The organism is Pseudocitrobacter sp. 2023LY-00077, assembly GCF_055796175.1.
Window position 1 is genome coordinate 92,655 of record NZ_JBSPEI010000012.1, and the last position, 17,274, is coordinate 109,928.

The 17,274-nt window shown below is 56.5% G+C and carries 16 protein-coding genes; 13 read left to right on the top strand and 3 right to left on the bottom strand.

The features are described from left to right. Positions 1 to 7: 7 nt before the first annotated feature. On the top strand, positions 8 to 328 hold the full coding sequence (locus ACWWFX_RS16480) for a YdbL family probable chaperone protein (RefSeq protein WP_442961931.1): 321 nt from the start codon (positions 8 to 10) through the stop codon (positions 326 to 328). On the opposite strand, the gene feaR is transcribed toward ACWWFX_RS16480, so the two are convergent. Then, on the bottom strand, positions 329 to 1,234 hold the full coding sequence (gene feaR, locus ACWWFX_RS16485; protein WP_276221474.1) for a transcriptional regulator FeaR: 906 nt from the start codon (positions 1,232 to 1,234) through the stop codon (positions 329 to 331). It abuts the gene before it with no gap. Between the two features lie 235 nt (positions 1,235 to 1,469). Between feaR and ACWWFX_RS16490 the strand changes: the two genes are divergently transcribed. Both ACWWFX_RS16490 and ACWWFX_RS16495 read left to right on the top strand, forming a co-directional pair. Next, on the top strand, positions 1,470 to 2,969 hold the full coding sequence (locus ACWWFX_RS16490) for an aldehyde dehydrogenase family protein (RefSeq protein WP_473224275.1): 1,500 nt from the start codon (positions 1,470 to 1,472) through the stop codon (positions 2,967 to 2,969). A 250-nt stretch (positions 2,970 to 3,219) separates the two neighbouring features. Beyond that, complete coding sequence (locus tag ACWWFX_RS16495; RefSeq protein WP_473224276.1) at positions 3,220 to 4,089, top strand: hypothetical protein; 870 nt, start codon at positions 3,220 to 3,222, stop codon at positions 4,087 to 4,089. 108 nt (positions 4,090 to 4,197) lie between these two features. Here the strand turns inward: ACWWFX_RS16495 and tynA are convergent, their stop codons facing one another. Together tynA and paaZ are read right to left on the bottom strand one after the other, a co-directional pair. Next, complete coding sequence (gene tynA / locus ACWWFX_RS16500; protein ID WP_473224277.1) at positions 4,198 to 6,468, bottom strand: primary-amine oxidase; 2,271 nt, start codon at positions 6,466 to 6,468, stop codon at positions 4,198 to 4,200. A gap of 288 nt (positions 6,469 to 6,756) precedes the next feature. Further along, positions 6,757 to 8,796, bottom strand: coding sequence for a phenylacetic acid degradation bifunctional protein PaaZ (gene paaZ, locus ACWWFX_RS16505; RefSeq protein WP_473224278.1), 2,040 nt, complete (start codon positions 8,794 to 8,796; stop codon positions 6,757 to 6,759). Between the two features lie 286 nt (positions 8,797 to 9,082). On the opposite strand from paaZ, the gene paaA reads away from it, so the two are divergent. The 10 genes from paaA to pcaF are packed head-to-tail and all read left to right on the top strand — an operon-like array spanning position 9,083 to position 17,252. Continuing rightward, complete coding sequence (gene paaA / locus ACWWFX_RS16510; protein ID WP_473224279.1) at positions 9,083 to 10,012, top strand: 1,2-phenylacetyl-CoA epoxidase subunit PaaA; 930 nt, start codon at positions 9,083 to 9,085, stop codon at positions 10,010 to 10,012. Between the two features lie 11 nt (positions 10,013 to 10,023). Continuing rightward, positions 10,024 to 10,311 carry a 1,2-phenylacetyl-CoA epoxidase subunit PaaB gene (gene paaB, locus ACWWFX_RS16515; RefSeq protein ID WP_276221454.1) on the top strand — a complete coding sequence of 96 codons (288 nt, stop codon included), beginning with the start codon at positions 10,024 to 10,026 and terminating at the stop codon, positions 10,309 to 10,311. A gap of 8 nt (positions 10,312 to 10,319) precedes the next feature. Further along, positions 10,320 to 11,072, top strand: a complete 753-nt coding sequence (paaC, locus tag ACWWFX_RS16520; RefSeq protein ID WP_473224280.1) for a 1,2-phenylacetyl-CoA epoxidase subunit PaaC — start codon at positions 10,320 to 10,322, stop codon at positions 11,070 to 11,072. Positions 11,073 to 11,085: 13 nt separating this feature from the next. After that, positions 11,086 to 11,583, top strand: a complete 498-nt coding sequence (gene paaD / locus ACWWFX_RS16525) for a 1,2-phenylacetyl-CoA epoxidase subunit PaaD (RefSeq protein WP_276221450.1) — start codon at positions 11,086 to 11,088, stop codon at positions 11,581 to 11,583. A 7-nt stretch (positions 11,584 to 11,590) separates the two neighbouring features. Continuing rightward, entirely contained in the window at positions 11,591 to 12,661 is a 1,071-nt protein-coding gene (gene paaE / locus ACWWFX_RS16530) for a 1,2-phenylacetyl-CoA epoxidase subunit PaaE (protein ID WP_276221448.1), read from the top strand. Beyond that, positions 12,658 to 13,425, top strand: coding sequence for a 2,3-dehydroadipyl-CoA hydratase PaaF (gene paaF, locus ACWWFX_RS16535; protein WP_473224281.1), 768 nt, complete (start codon positions 12,658 to 12,660; stop codon positions 13,423 to 13,425). Before paaE ends, paaF begins: the two co-directional genes overlap by 4 nt. A gap of 2 nt (positions 13,426 to 13,427) precedes the next feature. Continuing rightward, positions 13,428 to 14,216 carry a 2-(1,2-epoxy-1,2-dihydrophenyl)acetyl-CoA isomerase PaaG gene (paaG, locus tag ACWWFX_RS16540; RefSeq protein WP_015964551.1) on the top strand — a complete coding sequence of 263 codons (789 nt, stop codon included), beginning with the start codon at positions 13,428 to 13,430 and terminating at the stop codon, positions 14,214 to 14,216. Positions 14,217 to 14,219: 3 nt separating this feature from the next. Continuing rightward, positions 14,220 to 15,635, top strand: a complete 1,416-nt coding sequence (locus tag ACWWFX_RS16545; protein WP_473224282.1) for a 3-hydroxyacyl-CoA dehydrogenase — start codon at positions 14,220 to 14,222, stop codon at positions 15,633 to 15,635. Continuing rightward, complete coding sequence (gene paaI, locus ACWWFX_RS16550; RefSeq protein ID WP_015964549.1) at positions 15,628 to 16,047, top strand: hydroxyphenylacetyl-CoA thioesterase PaaI; 420 nt, start codon at positions 15,628 to 15,630, stop codon at positions 16,045 to 16,047. The genes ACWWFX_RS16545 and paaI overlap by 8 nt, the downstream gene beginning before the upstream one ends. Continuing rightward, the gene (gene pcaF, locus ACWWFX_RS16555) at positions 16,047 to 17,252 is read left to right on the top strand and encodes a 3-oxoadipyl-CoA thiolase (protein WP_473224283.1); all 1,206 of its coding nucleotides are present in this window, start codon (positions 16,047 to 16,049) and stop codon (positions 17,250 to 17,252) included. The genes paaI and pcaF overlap by 1 nt, the downstream gene beginning before the upstream one ends. Positions 17,253 to 17,274 lie beyond the last annotated feature (22 nt).

The window sequence follows — 17,274 nt, forward strand, 5'->3', positions numbered from 1 at the left end:
CAGGATGATGAAAAAACGCATATGGGCGCTGCTGGCGCTGGGGCTTTTTAGCGTACAAGCGATGGCGCTGACGTTGAATGAAGCCCGTCAACAGGGACGCGTGGGCGAGACGCAAAGCGGCTATATCGCGGCCTTAAAGCAGGATAAAGAGACGATGGCGCTGGTGCAGAACATCAACCAGGCGCGTAGCCAGAGCTATCAGCAACTGGCAGAAACGAACAATATTCCGGTCGATGACGTGGCGAAACTGGCGGGCAAAAAGCTGATCGCCAAAGCGCAGCCCGGTGAGTATGTTCAGGGGCTGAACGGCAAGTGGGTCCGCAAATAATCAGCGGCTCTTACGGCGGTACTCGCCTGGCGTCAGGCCAAAACGCTGTTTAAAGGCCGTTGAAAAATGGCTCTGGTCGGTGAATCCCCAGTTAAAACCAATCCCGGCCAGTTTCTCATCTTCCCCTGCGTGACGAATCGCCTCGGCACAAAAATCGAGGCGACGGTTGCGAATATACTGCGCGACGACCAGCCCCTTATCGGCAAACATGCGGTACAGGCTGCGCACCGACATTCCCGTCTCCCCGGCGAGCCACTCCGGGCGTAGCGTCTCTTCACGAATATTATCGTCAATCAACGTGACCACCTTTTGAAACTGACGCTCGCGGCGCGGCGGGGTGGATTCACGCTGATGCAACACCGGGCGTAGCAGGCACACCATCGCCTGCAATGCGGCTTCGCTTTCACTCTCGGACATCGCCGTGTTGTTCATGCTCTCCTGCAACAGGCTATGGCTCAGCTGCACCATTGGCAGGTTAGAGGGCAGGCGCTCCGCGCAGCCGATCTTCTGGTGCGGAAAATGCTGCTCCAGCAAGGTGCGCGGCAGCAGAAGCGAAATTTGTCGCGAATCCTGTTCCCAGTACAGTGAACACGGGCGAGAGGCATCAATCAGAGAGATATCACCCGCACCAATCACTACCTGACGCGCGTCCTGCTCCATCATCGCCTGGCCACTCAACTGAAACACCGTATAAAACCAGGCGTCATCACCCCCTTTGATTTCCTGCGAGGTGCGAAACAGCGTTGCGCCACGGGTGGTGACGGTACTGAGTTTTAACCCTTTGGCATAACTAGTTTCCAGCTCGCCGACAAAATCGTCCGCCAACGGATTCCCGGCAAAATTGCCGCATACCTGATTAATCTGGGTCAGCCACTGCTCAAAATCACGATTTACAACGGGGGTCATGGCTCTGTATCGCTCTGTTAAATGTTTTATCAGTGTTGCATTTATGTTGCACTAAACGAAGCTAATGACGCTGACTATAGGAAAGAAGTCTCACAAGTTATAGGGGGGAAGCCGACTATTGTCGCTATTTGCGGAGCCTGTCACAGCAGACAAAGCGAATGTCACGGGGAAAAAAGCGCCATTGTCACAGAGTGAGTAGACTGAAATCACGATGGGTAAGTAATAAGGAAAATCTATGTCAGAGGCAAACGTAGCGGTACTTAATAACGTACAACAATTTCTCGACCGCCAGCACGGTCTCTGGATCGATGGCCAACAGGTGCCGTCACAGAGCGATAAAAGGCTGACGATTTTTAACCCGGCGAGCGGGCAGGCAATCTCCTCGACCGCCGATGCCAGCGTGGCAGATGTTGACCTGGCGGTCATGTCGGCGTGGAAAGCGTTTGTGTCGCGCGTTTGGGCGGGGCGTTTGCCGGCAGAGCGTGAACGCATCCTGCTGCGTTTTGCCGATCTGGTCGAGCAGCATAGCGAAGAGCTGGCGCAACTGGAGACGCTGGAGCAGGGCAAATCCATCGCTATTTCCCGCGCTTTTGAAGTGGGTTGTACCCTGAACTGGATGCGCTATACCGCCGGGCTGACGACGAAGATCGCCGGTAAAACGCTGGATCTTTCCATTCCATTACCGCAAGGCGCGCGCTATCAGGCGTGGACGCGTAAAGAGCCCGTGGGCGTGGTTGCGGGCGTGGTGCCATGGAACTTCCCGCTGATGATTGGTATGTGGAAAGTGATGCCTGCGCTGGCAGCAGGTTGCTCCATCGTCATTAAGCCGTCCGAAACCACGCCACTCACCATGTTGCGCGTAGCGGAACTGGCGGTAGAAGCAGGCGTCCCGGAAGGCGTATTTAACGTGGTGACCGGTTCCGGCGCGGTGTGCGGCGCGGCGCTGACGTCGCATCCCCACGTGGCGAAAGTGAGCTTCACTGGATCGACCGCGACGGGTAAGCAGATCGCGCGTACCGCCGCCGATCGTCTTACCCGCGTGACGCTGGAACTGGGCGGTAAAAACCCGGCGATTGTGCTGAAAGATGCGAACCCGGAGTGGGTAATTGAAGGCCTGATGACCGGGAGCTTCCTCAACCAGGGCCAGGTGTGCGCCGCCAGCTCGCGCATTTATATCGAAGCGCCGCTGTTCGACACGCTGGTGAGTGGTTTTGAGCAGGCGGTGAAGTCGTTGCAGGTGGGGCCGGGGATGTCGCCATCAGCGCACATCAACCCGCTGGTTTCGCGCCTGCATTGCGATAAAGTGCTCTCATTCCTTGATGATGCCCAGGCCCACAATGCCGAGCTGATTCGTGGCGCAAACGGCCCGGCGGGCGATGGTTACTATGTTGCGCCTACGCTTGTGGTTAACCCGGACGCGAAGCTACGTTTAACCCGTGAAGAAGTCTTTGGCCCGGTGGTAAACCTGGTGCGCGTCGCCGATGGCGAAGAAGCGTTGCGCCTGGCGAATGACACCGAATATGGCCTGACCGCCAGCGTCTGGACGCAAAATCTGTCACAGGCACTGGAATACGGCGACCGCTTAGAAGCTGGCACAGTATGGGTCAACAGCCACACCTTAATCGATGCCAACCTGCCGTTTGGCGGGATGAAGCAGTCCGGCACCGGGCGCGACTTCGGGCCAGACTGGCTGGATGGCTGGTGTGAAACGAAATCGGTGTGTGTGCGGTATTAAGTTTATCCTTCATTAAAGGCGATAACAGTGTTTAGCCTGTCCACTTTCAACAGGAAAGAGGGCAGGCTAAGCATCCCCTCATTATAAATCTCCTCGCACATCCGACCTCTTCTCTTTTCGATATGATTTCATGCTGGTAATATAAATCGTGCAATGCCTTAATAATTGATTGTTGTTATAAAGAAACATATTTAATTTGTCACGATTATAGTCGTGATTGGTGCCTTATATCTATACAGGGAATTATGTGATGAACATCTCAAAGGATGCAGGGAAAATACTTGGTATTTTCGGTTGGGCGAAATTTAGATTTATAGGATGTATAGTTTGTGCAGTAATATTCATTGGTGTTGCAATTCTTTGTTTTTCTTTAATGAACATCCCCACTTCAAGAGAAGCTGCGCACGGTGGGGCTTATTTTGATACGACGGGTTGGCCTGTATCACCCTTTATCTTATTTATGAGCGTCGGTGGTGGGTTGTTGATTCTGGCAGCGATTACTTTGCTCGTTGCCAGGTCGGTTAAAGCAAAATATACCTTCACCGTGTATGAAGGGGGCATAGCCAGTCGATGTGGCGGGAAAGAGACCTATATCCCCTTTAGAGATATTGAGGATGTCTATCTTTTCTCTGTTGGTCGTGGAAATTACTCGGGTGAATTAAATTCACTGGCTTACCGTAAGTCCAGACAAAATGACTGGATTATCATTTCGCTGTTAAATACCGGTTCGGAAAAGCTGATTTCCTTGTTCCGGCAGCTTCATGCTGAGCAAAGAAGCAGAGCGTTGCAGAAAAAAATCGAGCAGGGACAAAAGGTGAGGTTTGACTATGTTAGCGCGAAGAATGTGTGGTTAAAGCGGGCATTCGCATTACGAATTGCAGATTATTTAAAAATAGATGCATCCTTAAAGCCTCTTTATCTGACGAAAGAGGGGATTGTTATTGATGAGAAAAACATCGTCATCAATAAGACGGATTGCATAACGAATGACAGCTGGGTAGAAAATCTGTATGTGCTTGATAGTCATGGTAGCAAGAAATTCTCAATGATGTTTCCAACGATAATTTCTGGGGATGCCTTTATTACGACTTTAAATAAAGTAATTGAAACGAAAGATTAATGCTCGATGTAGGCCGGATAAGGCGTTTACGCCGCATCCGGCATCAACAAAGCGCACCGTGTCAGCAATCAGGAACGGCGCAAAGCGCCGTTCCTGCTACTCACCCTATCACTTCTCTTTCTTCGCCCCCAGCGTCGGGGTTTCATCAAAGAAGTTCCACGGTTTCAGCAGCGTATGCACCCACTCCGTTGGCATAATCGGCCACTCTTCGGCGCGGGCGACGTGCGTGGTGCCGGTCGTCATCCACACTACCGTATCGGTGTTGTCCAGCGACTCATTGTCTTTGGTGTACTGACCGAGCCCGGTATCGTGCGTTGAACGGTTCGGGTATTTCCCTTCCGGGAAACGCTCGTCCGGATGATAACGCGTCACCCACAGCTGTTTATCCATAAAGCTCAGGCGGTGGTAAATCCACTCATCTGGGGCGAACTGCGCGCCTTTCGCGACCGGATGCGTGCCGCCCGCGTACGGGATAATCTGATAGGAAACCGGGTTACCCATGCGGTTTTCTTTGTTCGGGTTGCTCAGCAGACGAATGGTACCCGGGTCAAATTTCTGCGCCGCATCCTTTTCATTGCTGATGGCGTACTCGTTGATCTGCATAGTACTGGTACGCGGGCCGCCTGCGGTATTCGGTTTCACTACCGGGTCCATCGCCACCAGGCTGTTGTTCTCACCATCAACGTCGAGGTCGAGGCGGAAGTTGTAGATATGCTGGTGGGTGGTGCCGACAATATTATGGTCGATCAGCGTACCGTAACGCGTATCGTCTTTCGCGCTCGGGTCGTGCATGGTTTTGGCCTTCACGCCTTTCACTGCTTCAATACCGGTTGCGCCCGCATCAATACCGATGGTGCCATTTTCGTGGAAGATCCAGTCGAAAATGTAGTCGTAGTTACCTACGGTGCTTATCCAGCGCACAACCAGCTCACGACGCTGGGTGCTGACGTTCGGCTGGCCCATCTCCTGGTGCTTATACTCCGGCCCGGCATAGCGTTCGAATACGGCAATCGCGCGCGGGATCTCGGTTGGCGTGCCGGTGTAGTCGGCGATGGTCTCGTTCAGCAGCACGGCGTTAGACGGCGCATCTTTACCGCGCGCGATAGGTGAGGTAAGAGTACCCATGCCGTAGTCACCGGAATCCAGGTACGCTTTGAAGTACCAGCCGATATCCGGGTCGCCGTAAGGCACGATCATCCCGCCCAGCGATCCTTCATACATCACTTTACGTTTGGTGCCGTTGTCGTTAAAGGTCACCGTGGAAATCATCGGCCCGACGCGGGAGTTCATGCTCAGGTGGAAATCCCAGTTACGCCAGTGGATCATATCGCCGGTGATGGTGTAGTTTTTACCTTCCGGTTCAATGATATCCAGCGGTTTCACCGAAGGTGCGACGCGGTCACGGCCATCGTAGGCGCGCGCGGCCATCGGTACCGGGATCACCGGGCCTTCTTCCAGTTTCACAATTTTTTTCTGTTCCAGGTCAACAACCGCGACCAGGTTTTCAATCGGATGCGCCCAGTAGTTGCCATCGCCCACGTCCAGGTAACTGATGACTTTCAGCAGGCGCGCATCCTGTTTCAGGCCGTCTTTACCGTCAAAATAGCCCACGGTGAGCGGGGTGGTGATCACTTTTTTCGGGTCGTTGATGCCGCGTTTTTTCAGCGCTTCCGCGTATTCAGTGCTGGCGTTAATGATGTTCTGCACGCTGACGAAGTCGTCAATCAGCACCATACCGTGCGCATCTTTGATGGGTTGCCAGGAGAGGATCTTTTTGTTTTGCAGATCGACGACGCCTTCGATGATGTGCTTACCATCCAGCATGATGACATCCGCTTTACGCGGCTCGGTTACGGCTTTGCCTTCCAGCGCAAAGGCCCACACGGCGGCTTTCTCAGGTGAACGCAGCGAGATCTCGGTAAAGCGGGTGTTCGGTTTGAAATCTGGTGAGGCTTTGACGACCTCTACGGCTTGCTTGATTTCGTCCGCACTCAGGGCGTTAAGCGGGTGCGGGGCTTTCTCAACCTGGAAGGTTTGATCAAGACCAGACTGGAAAACATCGTTGATGAATGTTTCAGAAACCCAGGCTTTGTTGTCTTTCATCACCACCGGCACTTGCAGATTCAGCGGCTGGCCGTTGACGATCGCGGTTTTAGCGCCCGGTTTTACTTTAACGTAAGCGCCATCTTTAATCAGCGTGAAAACTTGTGCGTAGTCATCCCATTGCACATCGGCCCCAAAATCAGCCAGTGTTTTATCCATCGGCACCATGTGGGCTTCGCCGCCGTGGGCGAAAACCGGCGATTGCCAGGCGCAAAACAGGGCTACGGCCAGAGCCAGTGCCGTCTTGCGGGGAGAAAGAATAGAGGAGCTTCCCATTTTAAACCTCGTCTTGTTGTTGTGTTTCTCGCTCGCTACCGCTCTCTGCGGGCGGTTTTTAACGCTTTCACCCTATCAGCCCTGCGGTAAAGTCGTTTGCCTGCACCTGCCAGGTTGTTTGGCAGTTTTGCCAGATATAAAAAATGCCTCCGGGGAGGCATGGTTGTGGGGGCTCTCCCTCACCCCGGCCCTCTCCCACAGGGAGAGGGTGAAAACCTGCTCATTGGGAAACATGAGTGCGGTCGGTTCCCTCTCCCAGTGGGAGAGGGTTAGGATGAGGGGGGCGCCTTAGAAATCCCCGTTCTGCCGCGCTACCAGTGTGAGAATGGAATACAGCGCAACCGCCTGCTGATGCTGGTTGTAAATCTCAACCGACCACTCCACCACGCCGGTGGGGGTCTCTTCCGCCGTTTTCTGGCGTTTGATGGTTTTATGCTTACAGGTCAGACGAACCTGAATGGTGTCGCCCGGTTTGACCGGCTCGATGAAGCGCAGGTTTTCCATACCGTAGTTGGCGATAACTGGCCCGACGCCTGGGTCAACGAACAGGCCCGCAGCGGCGGAAATCAGGAAGTAACCGTGGGCCACGCGCTCGCCAAACAGCGACTCGGCGGCGGCGAGTTTGTCCATATGCGCGTAGAAGTGGTCACCGCTCAGACAGGCGAAATTCACGACATCCGCTTCGGTGACTGTGCGACGATGGGTCAGCAGGCTGTCGCCGGGCTGGATCTCTTCGAAGTATTTACGGAATGGATGGACGCGATCTTCCACCACTGCCGCGCCGCGTACCCACTGTTTTCCAATGGCGGCGAGCATGGTCGGGCTGCCCTGAATAGCGGTACGCTGCATGTAGTGTTTTACCGAGCGTAATCCGCCCAGCTCTTCACCACCGCCCGCACGGCCTGGGCCGCCGTGTACCAGTTGCGGCAGAGGGGAACCGTGTCCGGTCGATTCTTTGGAGGACTCTTCGTTCAGTACCTGAATACGCCCGTGCGCGCGTGCCGCGCCGAGAATAAACTCGCGCGCTAATGCGCCATCGGCGGTCACCAGCGTGCCTGCCAGGCTACCTTCACCCGCACGAGCCAGCGCCAGCGCGTGGTCGCGGTTCTGATACGGCATCAGGGTCGCAACCGGGCCAAAGGCTTCAATGGCATGCGCGGCTTTGATCTCATCCGGCTGCGGGCAAAGCAGTAACGTTGGCGGGAAGAACGCCCCGGCAGCTTTGTCGTCCGCTTTGCCACCCAGCAGAATCTGGCATCCCGCGGCAACCAGCAAATCTACTTTCTCCTGCACATCCTGACGCTGATCGATATTGACCAGCGCCCCCATCTTCACGCCTTCCTGCGCCGGGTCGCCAACAACGATTTTTCCCAGACGCGCAATCAGCGCTTCACTGACAGCATTGATTTGCTGCTGCGGCACGATGATACGGCGAATAGCGGTACATTTTTGCCCGGCTTTGGCCGTCATCTCGCGCACGATTTCGCGGATGAAGAGGGCGAATTCCGGTTGCTCTGGCGTAACGTCATCGCCCAGTACGCAGCAGTTCAGAGAGTCGGCTTCCATGGTGAATGGTATCGACTTCGCTACGATGTTGGGATGCACGCGCAGCTGTTGCCCGGTGGCGGCGGAGCCGGTGAAAGTGACCACGTCCTGGCTGTCGAGCTTTTCGAGCAGATCACCCGCGCCACCGCAAATGACGCTTAACGCGCCGTCAGGCACCAGGCCGCTGTCGATAATCGATTTCACCATCGCCTGAGTTAGCTGGGCGCTGGCGGTGGCCGGTTTGATAATCGCGGCCATTCCGGCAAGCCAGGTCGGCGCCAGTTTTTCCAGCATGCCCCAGCAGGGGAAGTTAAAGGCGTTAATGTGTACCGCTACACCTGATTTTGAAGTCAACACATGGCGCGCGGCAAATCCACCCGCTTTCGAAAGCGGGATCAGCTCATCTTCCGGCCACAGTGTGTCATCCGGCAGTTCGCGATTACCCAGACCTGCGTAGGTAAACAGCGTGCCGATGCCGCCTTCGATATCCACCCAGCTATCCGCGCGTGTTGCGCCGGTTTGTGCCGACAGCGCATAGAAATGTTCTTTTTCCGCTAACAGGTGTTTAGCCACCGCTTTCAACATGGCGGCACGCTCAATAAAGGTCATTGCCTGGAGCGCGCTGCTGCCTTGCTCAATGGCATAACGGCGGGCCTGCGCCATATCCAGCCCTTCGCTTGAGACTTCCCACAGCGCGTCGCCGCTGATGGCATGGTGAATGGTACGGGCGCGCCCCTGGCCGGTTTGCCATGCGCCGGATAAGAAGCTGGCTAACTGCTGCATCGCTATTCTCCAAATGTTACGTGATTTCGTTATACATAGTTAAATTGTGAATCATAAATCGCAAGCTGATTTTTAATGATTTTTTAACATTGTGATCGCTGCGTACTTTGCATAATGATTTAAATCATTGTTTATAATCGTTTTGTTCAATTGCTTTGCGAGAGCTGTCACATAATGCACAAACAAAATTTGTGGTTTTATTTAACTAATGTGTAACTTCTAAGAAATAAAGTGATTCACATATATTCATCGTGTGAATGTTTTTGGAATCATAAAAGGTGATGACGTGACAGAAGAACAACGCTTTAACCAGCGCATCGCGCAGGAAACGGCCATCGAACCGCAGGACTGGATGCCGGACGCCTACCGTAAAACGCTGATCCGCCAGATTGGCCAGCACGCCCACTCCGAAATTGTCGGCATGCTGCCGGAAGGTAACTGGATCACCCGTGCACCGACGCTGCGTCGTAAAGCCATTCTGCTGGCGAAAGTACAGGACGAAGCGGGGCACGGCCTCTATCTCTACAGCGCAGCGGAAACCCTCGGCTGTGCGCGTGAAGACATCTACCAGAAGATGCTCGATGGACGCATGAAGTACTCCTCCATTTTTAACTATCCCACCCTGAGCTGGGCTGATATCGGCGTCATTGGCTGGCTGGTCGATGGCGCAGCGATTGTTAACCAGGTGGCGCTGTGCCGTACCTCTTACGGCCCGTATGCCCGTGCGATGGTGAAAATCTGTAAAGAAGAGAGCTTCCATCAGCGTCAGGGTTATGAAGCCTGCATGGCGCTGGCGCAGGGTAGCGAATCTCAGCGTCAGATGTTGCAGGACGCCATCAATCGTTTCTGGTGGCCGGCGCTGATGATGTTCGGGCCGAACGACGACAACTCGCCGAACAGTGCCCAGAGCCTGGAGTGGCGCATCAAGCTGTTTACCAATGATGAACTGCGTCAGCGCTTTGTCGATAACACCGTTCCGCAGGTTGAAATGCTGGGGATGAAGGTACCTGACGCGGATCTGCATTTTGATGAAGAGAGCGGGCACTACCAGTTTGGTGAAATCGACTGGAACGAGTTTAACGAAGTGATCCATGGCCGCGGCGTATGCAATCACGAACGCCTGACAGCAAAACGCAAAGCCTGGGAAGAGGGCGCGTGGGTGCGGAAAGCCGCGCTGGCGCATGCGCAAAAACAACAAAACCGCAACGCGGCATAAGGAGAAGCACGATGAGCAATGTTTACTGGCCGTTATATGAAGTTTTTGTTCGCAGCAAACAGGGGTTATCCCACCGTCACGTCGGCAGCCTGCACGCCGCCGACGATGCAATGGCGCTGGAAAACGCGCGCGATGCGTACACCCGCCGCAGCGAAGGCTGTTCCATCTGGGTGGTGAAGGCGAGCGAGATCGTTGCCTCTCAGCCGGAAGAGCGCGGTGAGTTTTTCGACCCGTCGGAAAGCAAGGTCTACCGCCACCCGACGTTTTACACCATCCCTGATGGCATCGAGCACATGTGAGGTTGGTGATGACTAAAAATTCCGTCGCGATTTATGCCCAGCGTTTGGGCGACAACGGCCTGGTGCTCTCGCATCGTCTCGGCGCCTGGTGCGGCCATGCGCCGGAGCTGGAGATTGACCTGGCGCTGGCGAACATTGGCCTCGATTTACTCGGTCAGGCGCGCAACTTCCTGAGCTACGCCGCCGAATGCTACGGCAGCGGCGATGAAGACACGCTGGCCTATGGCCGCGAAGAACGCCAGTTCAGCAACCTGCTGCTGGTGGAACAACCGAACGGCAACTTTGCCGATACCATCGCCCGTCAGTTTCTGATGGACGCCTGGCACGTCGCGCTTTACAGCCGCCTGGTGCAGAGCCGCGATGCGCAAATTGCCGCTATCGCCGCCAAATCGATTAAAGAAGTGCGCTACCACCTCCGATTCAGCCGCGGCTGGCTGGTGCGCATGGGTGACGGTACGCCGGAGTCCGCGCAGAAAATGCAGCAGGCGCTGAACAACGTCTGGCGCTTTACCCGCGAACTGTTCGAAGTGGATGCCGTTGAGCAGGAACTGATTGAGCAGGGCATTGCCGTTGATGTGCGCGAACTGAAAGACGAGTGGGAGACCACCGTACGCGGCGCGCTTGCCGATGCCTGCCTGCAACTGCCGGAAGAAGCGGCTTTCCGTACCGGCGGGAAACAGGGTCTTCATACGGAACATCTGGGGCCGATGCTGGCGGAAATGCAGTATCTGCAACGTATCTACCCCGCACTTCAGTGGTAATCAGGAGGTCATAGTGCAACGAATTGCCGCGATAGCACCCTCGAAAGTGCATGAGATCTGGCGCTTACTGAGCGAGATCCCCGACCCGGAAGTGCCGGTGTTAACCATCACCGATTTAGGCATGGTGCGCAGCGTCGCGCCGCAGGGTGACGGTTGGGTGATTGGCTTTACGCCGACCTATTCCGGCTGCCCGGCCACGGAGCATCTGCTGGGCGCTATCCGTGACGTGATGACCGAACACGGCTTCACGCCGGTCAATATCGTGCTGCAACTCGACCCTGCCTGGACCACCGACTGGATGAACGCCGATGCCCGCGAACGCTTACGTCAGTATGGCATTAGCCCGCCGCAGGCCCACGCCTGCCACGCATCGGTTCCTGAGGATGTGACCTGCCCACGCTGCGGCAGCACGCATACCTCGCTTATCAGCGAATTTGGTTCGACGGCCTGCAAAGCCTTGTACCGCTGCGATAGTTGCCGCGAACCCTTCGACTATTTCAAATGTATTTGAGGTTGCCATGACGACGTTTCATTCGCTTACGGTGGCAAAAGTGGAACCGGAAACCCGCGATGCGGTGACCATTACTTTTGCCGTACCCGACACGTTACGGGAGGCTTACGCTTTCCGTCCTGGTCAGCACCTGACGCTGAAAACCCGCATTGGTGGTGAAGAACTGCGCCGCTGCTACTCCATCTGCCGTACCGGCACGCCGGGGCAGATTAGCGTTGCGGTAAAAGCCATCGAAGGCGGGCGTTTTTCCCGCTTTGCCCAGAGTGATATTAAGCAAGGCATGGCGTTTGAGGTGATGGTGCCGCAGGGCCACTTCGGCTATCAACCGCAGGCTGAGCGTACCGCACGCTACCTGGCGATTGCCGCCGGTTCTGGCATCACGCCAATGCTGGCGATTATCGAAGCCACGCTTACCACCGAAGCCAATAGCCAGTTCACACTGATTTACGGCAACCGTAGCAGCCAGAGCATGATGTTCCGTCAGGCGCTGGCAGACCTGAAAGATAAATACCCGCAACGTTTACAGCTTATCAACCTCTTCAGCCAGGAGACGGTCGAAAGCGAATTGCTGTCCGGCCATATCAACAGTGAAAAACTGCACGCGCTGGCGCGCAATTTGGTGCAGTTCGATCAGCTTGATGAAGCGTTTATCTGCGGCCCGGCGGCGATGATGGACGACGCGGAAATCGCGCTGCGCGCATTAGGCATGCCGGAGAAAGCGATTCACCTGGAGCGCTTTAACACACCGGGCAGCACCATTAAGCGCGTCTCTACCGTACAGGCTGAAGGCCGCAGCGTGACGATTCGTCACGATGGGCGTGACCGTCAGATCTCCCTGAATGCAGAGGATGACAGCATTCTTGACGCTGCGCTGCGTCAGGGCGCTGACCTGCCGTATGCCTGCAAAGGCGGCGTCTGCGCCACCTGTAAATGCAAGGTGTTGCGCGGTGAAGTGGAGATGGCAACCAACTACAGCCTTGAACCCGATGAAGTGGCGGCGGGCTATGTGCTGAGCTGCCAGGCGCTGCCGAAAGGCGATGGCGTAATTGTCGATTTTGACGCGAAGGGGATGGCATGAGCGAACTGATCGTTGCACGCCACGAGCGCGTGCTGTTGCTGACGCTGAATCGCCCGCAGGCGCGCAATGCCCTGAACAATGCCTTGCTGGAGCAAATCGCCAGCGAACTGGAAAAGGCCGCGCGCGATGCGGAAATTTCTGCCTGCGTCATCTTCGGCAATGACCGTTTCTTCGCAGCTGGCGCAGATCTAAACGAGATGGCGGCCAACGATATGCCCGCCACGCTCAACGATATTCGCCCGCGTTTATGGGCGCGAATAGATGCGTTTAATAAGCCGCTGATTGCCGCCGTTAATGGCTATGCGCTGGGCGCAGGCTGCGAGCTCGTGCTGCTGTGCGACACGGTGGTCGCGGGCGATAACGCCCGTTTCGGCCTGCCGGAAATCACCCTCGGCATTATGCCGGGCGCGGGCGGCACCCAGCGTTTAATTCGCAGCGTCGGTAAGGCGCTTGCCAGCCGTATGGTGCTGACGGGTGAAGCGATTGACGTTCATCAGGCGCAGCAGGCCGGGCTGGTGAGCGACGTCTACCCGGCGGGCTTAACCCTCGAATACGCCCTGAAACTGGCAAAGACCATCACCCGCCATTCACCGCTGGCATTACAGGCGGCAAAACAGGCGCTGCGTCAGTCGCAGGAAGTGGGGCTGCATGCGGGTCTGCAACAGGAGCGCCAGCTGTTTACGCTGCTGAGCGCAACCGAGGATCGTCAGGAAGGCATTAATGCCTTCCTGCAAAAACGCCAACCAGAATTTAAAGGACGTTAATCGTGGATGCTTTTATTTTGAGTCATGTTGAGCAGGGCGTAATGACCATTACGCTTAATCGCCCGGAACGTCTCAACAGCTTTAATGATGTGATGCATCAGCAACTGGCCGAATGCCTGAAGCAGGCGGAACGCGACGACACCATCCGCTGCCTGCTGATTACCGGCGCGGGACGCGGCTTTTGCGCGGGGCAGGATCTGAACGATCGTAACGTCGATCCCAACGGTCCGGCACCGGATCTGGGGATGTCCGTTGAACGTTTTTATAACCCGCTGGTGCGCCGTCTGGCAAAGCTGCCGAAACCGGTGATTGCTGCGGTGAACGGTGTCGCGGCAGGTGCAGGCGCAACGCTGGCGCTGGGCTGCGATATGGTGATTGCCGCGCGTTCAGCCAATTTTGTGATGGCGTTCAGTAAGCTGGGGCTGGTGCCTGATTGCGGCGGCACCTGGCTGCTGCCGCGCACTGCCGGTCGTGCACGCGCCATGGGGCTGGCGTTGCTGGGCGACAAAATGAGCGCCGAGCAGGCGCAACAGTGGGGCATGATCTGGCAGGTGGTGGATGACGCAGAACTGGCAGATACCAGCCTGACGCTGGCACGCCATTTAGCCACCCAGCCGACCTACGGTTTAGGGCTTATTAAGCAAGCGCTGCTGGCATCCGAAACTCACACGCTGGATCAACAGCTGGATATGGAGCGCGATTTCCAGCGTATGGCAGGACGCAGCGATGACTATCGCGAAGGCGTCAGCGCGTTTCTGGCCAAACGTCCACCACAGTTCAGCGGGAAATAAGCCATGAGCCATGAAATCAAAACGGTTGCGGTGATCGGCAGCGGCACGATGGGCGCAGGTATCGCCGAAGTGGCAGCGGCGGCAGGGCACGACGTGCTGTTGTTTGATATCAATCAGGATGCGCTCACCCGCGCCATTGATGGCATCCGTCAGCGTCTGACCTCTCGCGTGTCGCGCGGCAAGCTGAGCGTGGAAGCGTGCGAAAGAACGCTGAAAAAAATCTATGCGGTGGCGGATATCGCTTCGCTGGCGCCAGCTAACCTGGTGATTGAAGCAGCCTCTGAACGGCTGGAGGTGAAGAAAGCGCTCTTCAACCAACTGGCAGAAATCTGCCCGCCGCAAACGCTGCTGACCAGCAACACCTCGTCGATTTCGATTACTGCGATTGCCGCGGACGTGCGTTTCCCGGAGCGCGTGGCGGGGCTGCACTTCTTTAACCCGGCGCCGGTGATGAAGCTGGTGGAAGTGGTGAGTGGGCTGGCGACGTCGCAGGAAGTGGCTGACGCCCTGTGTAACTGCGTGGCCGCGTGGGGCAAAAAGCCGGTACGCTGCCGCTCAACGCCGGGCTTTATCGTCAACCGCATTGCGCGTCCATTCTACGCCGAAGCCTGGCGTGCGCTGGAAGAACAGGTTGCGGCACCAGAAGTCATTGATGCGGCGCTGCGTGAAGGCGGTGGCTTCCCGATGGGCCCGCTGGCGCTGACCGACATGATTGGTCATGACGTGAACTTTGCGGTCACCAGTTCAGTATTTAATGCCTTCTGGCAGGACCGCCGCTTCTTGCCGTCGCTGCTGCAACAGGAACTGGTGCTGGGCGGGCGATTTGGCAAGAAGAGCGGGCAAGGTGTGTATCGCTGGCCGGTTGAAGCCGTCTCTGACCCGTATCTGGCAGCGGTTTCAGCCGTTGCTGGTGAGATTACAGAAAATGGTGACAGTGTCACAATTGACGATCTTCTGCTGATTGAAACGCAAGGTGAAACCGCGCTGGCGCTGGCAATGCGCCATCAGCGCCCGGTTGTGGTGTTTGACCGTATCGAGGGTGATGTGGTGGTGCTGGCTGCCGCGCAAATCAATGCGCAGGCCGATACCGATAAAGCCGTGTACTACTTCCAGCAGCAGGGCAAAAAAGTGCTGAAAATTGCCGATTATCCGGGGCTGTTGGTGTGGCGTACGGTGGCGATGCTGGCGAACGAAGCACTGGATGCGGTGCAGAAACACGTTGCCAGTGAACAGGATATCGATACGGCGATGCGCCTTGGCGTGAACTACCCGAAAGGGCCGTTGCAGTGGGGCGCTGAGCTGGGCTGGCAGAACGTGCTGCGCGTACTGGAAAACCTGCAAGCCCATTACGGCGAAGAACGCTACCGTCCATCTTCTTTACTGCGCCAGCGCGCGCTGCTGGAGAATCACCATGAGTAACGCCTGGCGTAATGCCCACGCAATGTATGAGCGCGACACCTGCGCACAGGCATTGGGTATCGACATTATCGAAATGGATGAAGGTTATGCGGTGCTCACCATGACCGTTGCGCCGCACATGTTGAACGGTCACCAGACCTGCCACGGTGGGCAACTGTTTTCACTGGCGGATACCGCTTTCGCTTACGCCTGTAATAGTCAGGGGCTGGCGGCAGTGGCTTCCGGCTGCTCGATAGATTTCCTGCGACCAGGCTTTGCGGGCGACAAACTTACCGCCACCGCCCGGGTAAAACATCAGGGTAAACAGACTGGCGTCTATGACATTGAAATTGTGAACCAACAACAAAAAACGGTAGCCCTGTTTCGCGGTAAGTCCCACCGCATCGGCGGCACGGTAACAGGAGAAGCCTGATGCGTGATGCATTTATTTGTGACGGAATTCGTACCCCAATTGGCCGCTATGCGGGCGCGCTGTCGGGCGTTCGCGCCGACGACCTCGCCGCCGTGCCGCTGCGTGAACTGCTGGTGCGTAACCCAAAGCTCGACCCAACGCGTATTGATGATGTGATCCTCGGTTGTGCTAACCAGGCCGGGGAAGATAACCGCGATGTGGCGCGTATGGCGCTGCTGCTGGCGGGCTATCCGCAGGATGTTTCCGGGACCACCATTGACCGCCTTTGCGGCTCTGGCCTGGATGCGATTGGCTTTGCGGCCCGCGCGATTAAAGCCGGTGATGCCGACCTGCTGGTGGCGGGTGGCGTGGAGTCGATGTCGCGTGCGCCGTTTGTGATGGGCAAGGCCAGCGCGCCTTTCCAGCGCCAGGCCGAGATGTTTGATACCACCATCGGCTGGCGTTTTGTGAACCCGCTCATGCAGCAGCAATTTGGTACTGACAGCATGCCGGAAACGGCGGAGAATGTAGCTGAATTGTTAAATATCAGCCGCGCCGATCAGGATGCTTTTGCTTATCGCAGCCAACAGCGTGCCGCGAAAGCCCAGCGTGATGGCGTGTTTGCTGAAGAGATTGTCGCGGTACGCGTGCCTGGCAAAAAGGGCACCTTTACTGAGGTGCTGGATGACGAACATCTGCGCCCGGAAACCACGCTGGAACAGCTGGGCAAACTGAAAGCGCCGTTCCGCGCGAATGGCGTGATCACGGCGGGTAACGCCTCGGGCGTGAACGATGGCGCGGCGGCCCTGATCATCGCCAGCGAGCAGCAGGCCCTCGCGCAGGGGCTGACGCCGCGCGCGCGTATCGTTGCCATGGCGACCGCAGGCGTGGAACCGCGCCTGATGGGATTAGGCCCGGTACCTGCCGTGCGTAAAGTGCTGGAGCGTGCGGGTTTAAGTATCACTGATATGGATGTTATCGAACTGAACGAGGCCTTCGCTGCACAGGCGCTGGGCGTGCTCAGACAGTTAGGGCTGCCGGATGAAGCGCCGCATATTAACCCGAACGGAGGCGCCATCGCCTTAGGCCATCCGTTAGGTATGAGCGGCGCGAGACTGGCACTGTCCGCCAGCCTCGAGCTGCAGCGCCGTCAGGGCCGCTATGCCCTGTGTACGATGTGTGTTGGTGTGGGTCAGGGCATTGCCATGATCCTGGAGCGTGTGTGAGCTAATTTTTACCTGCGAGTAC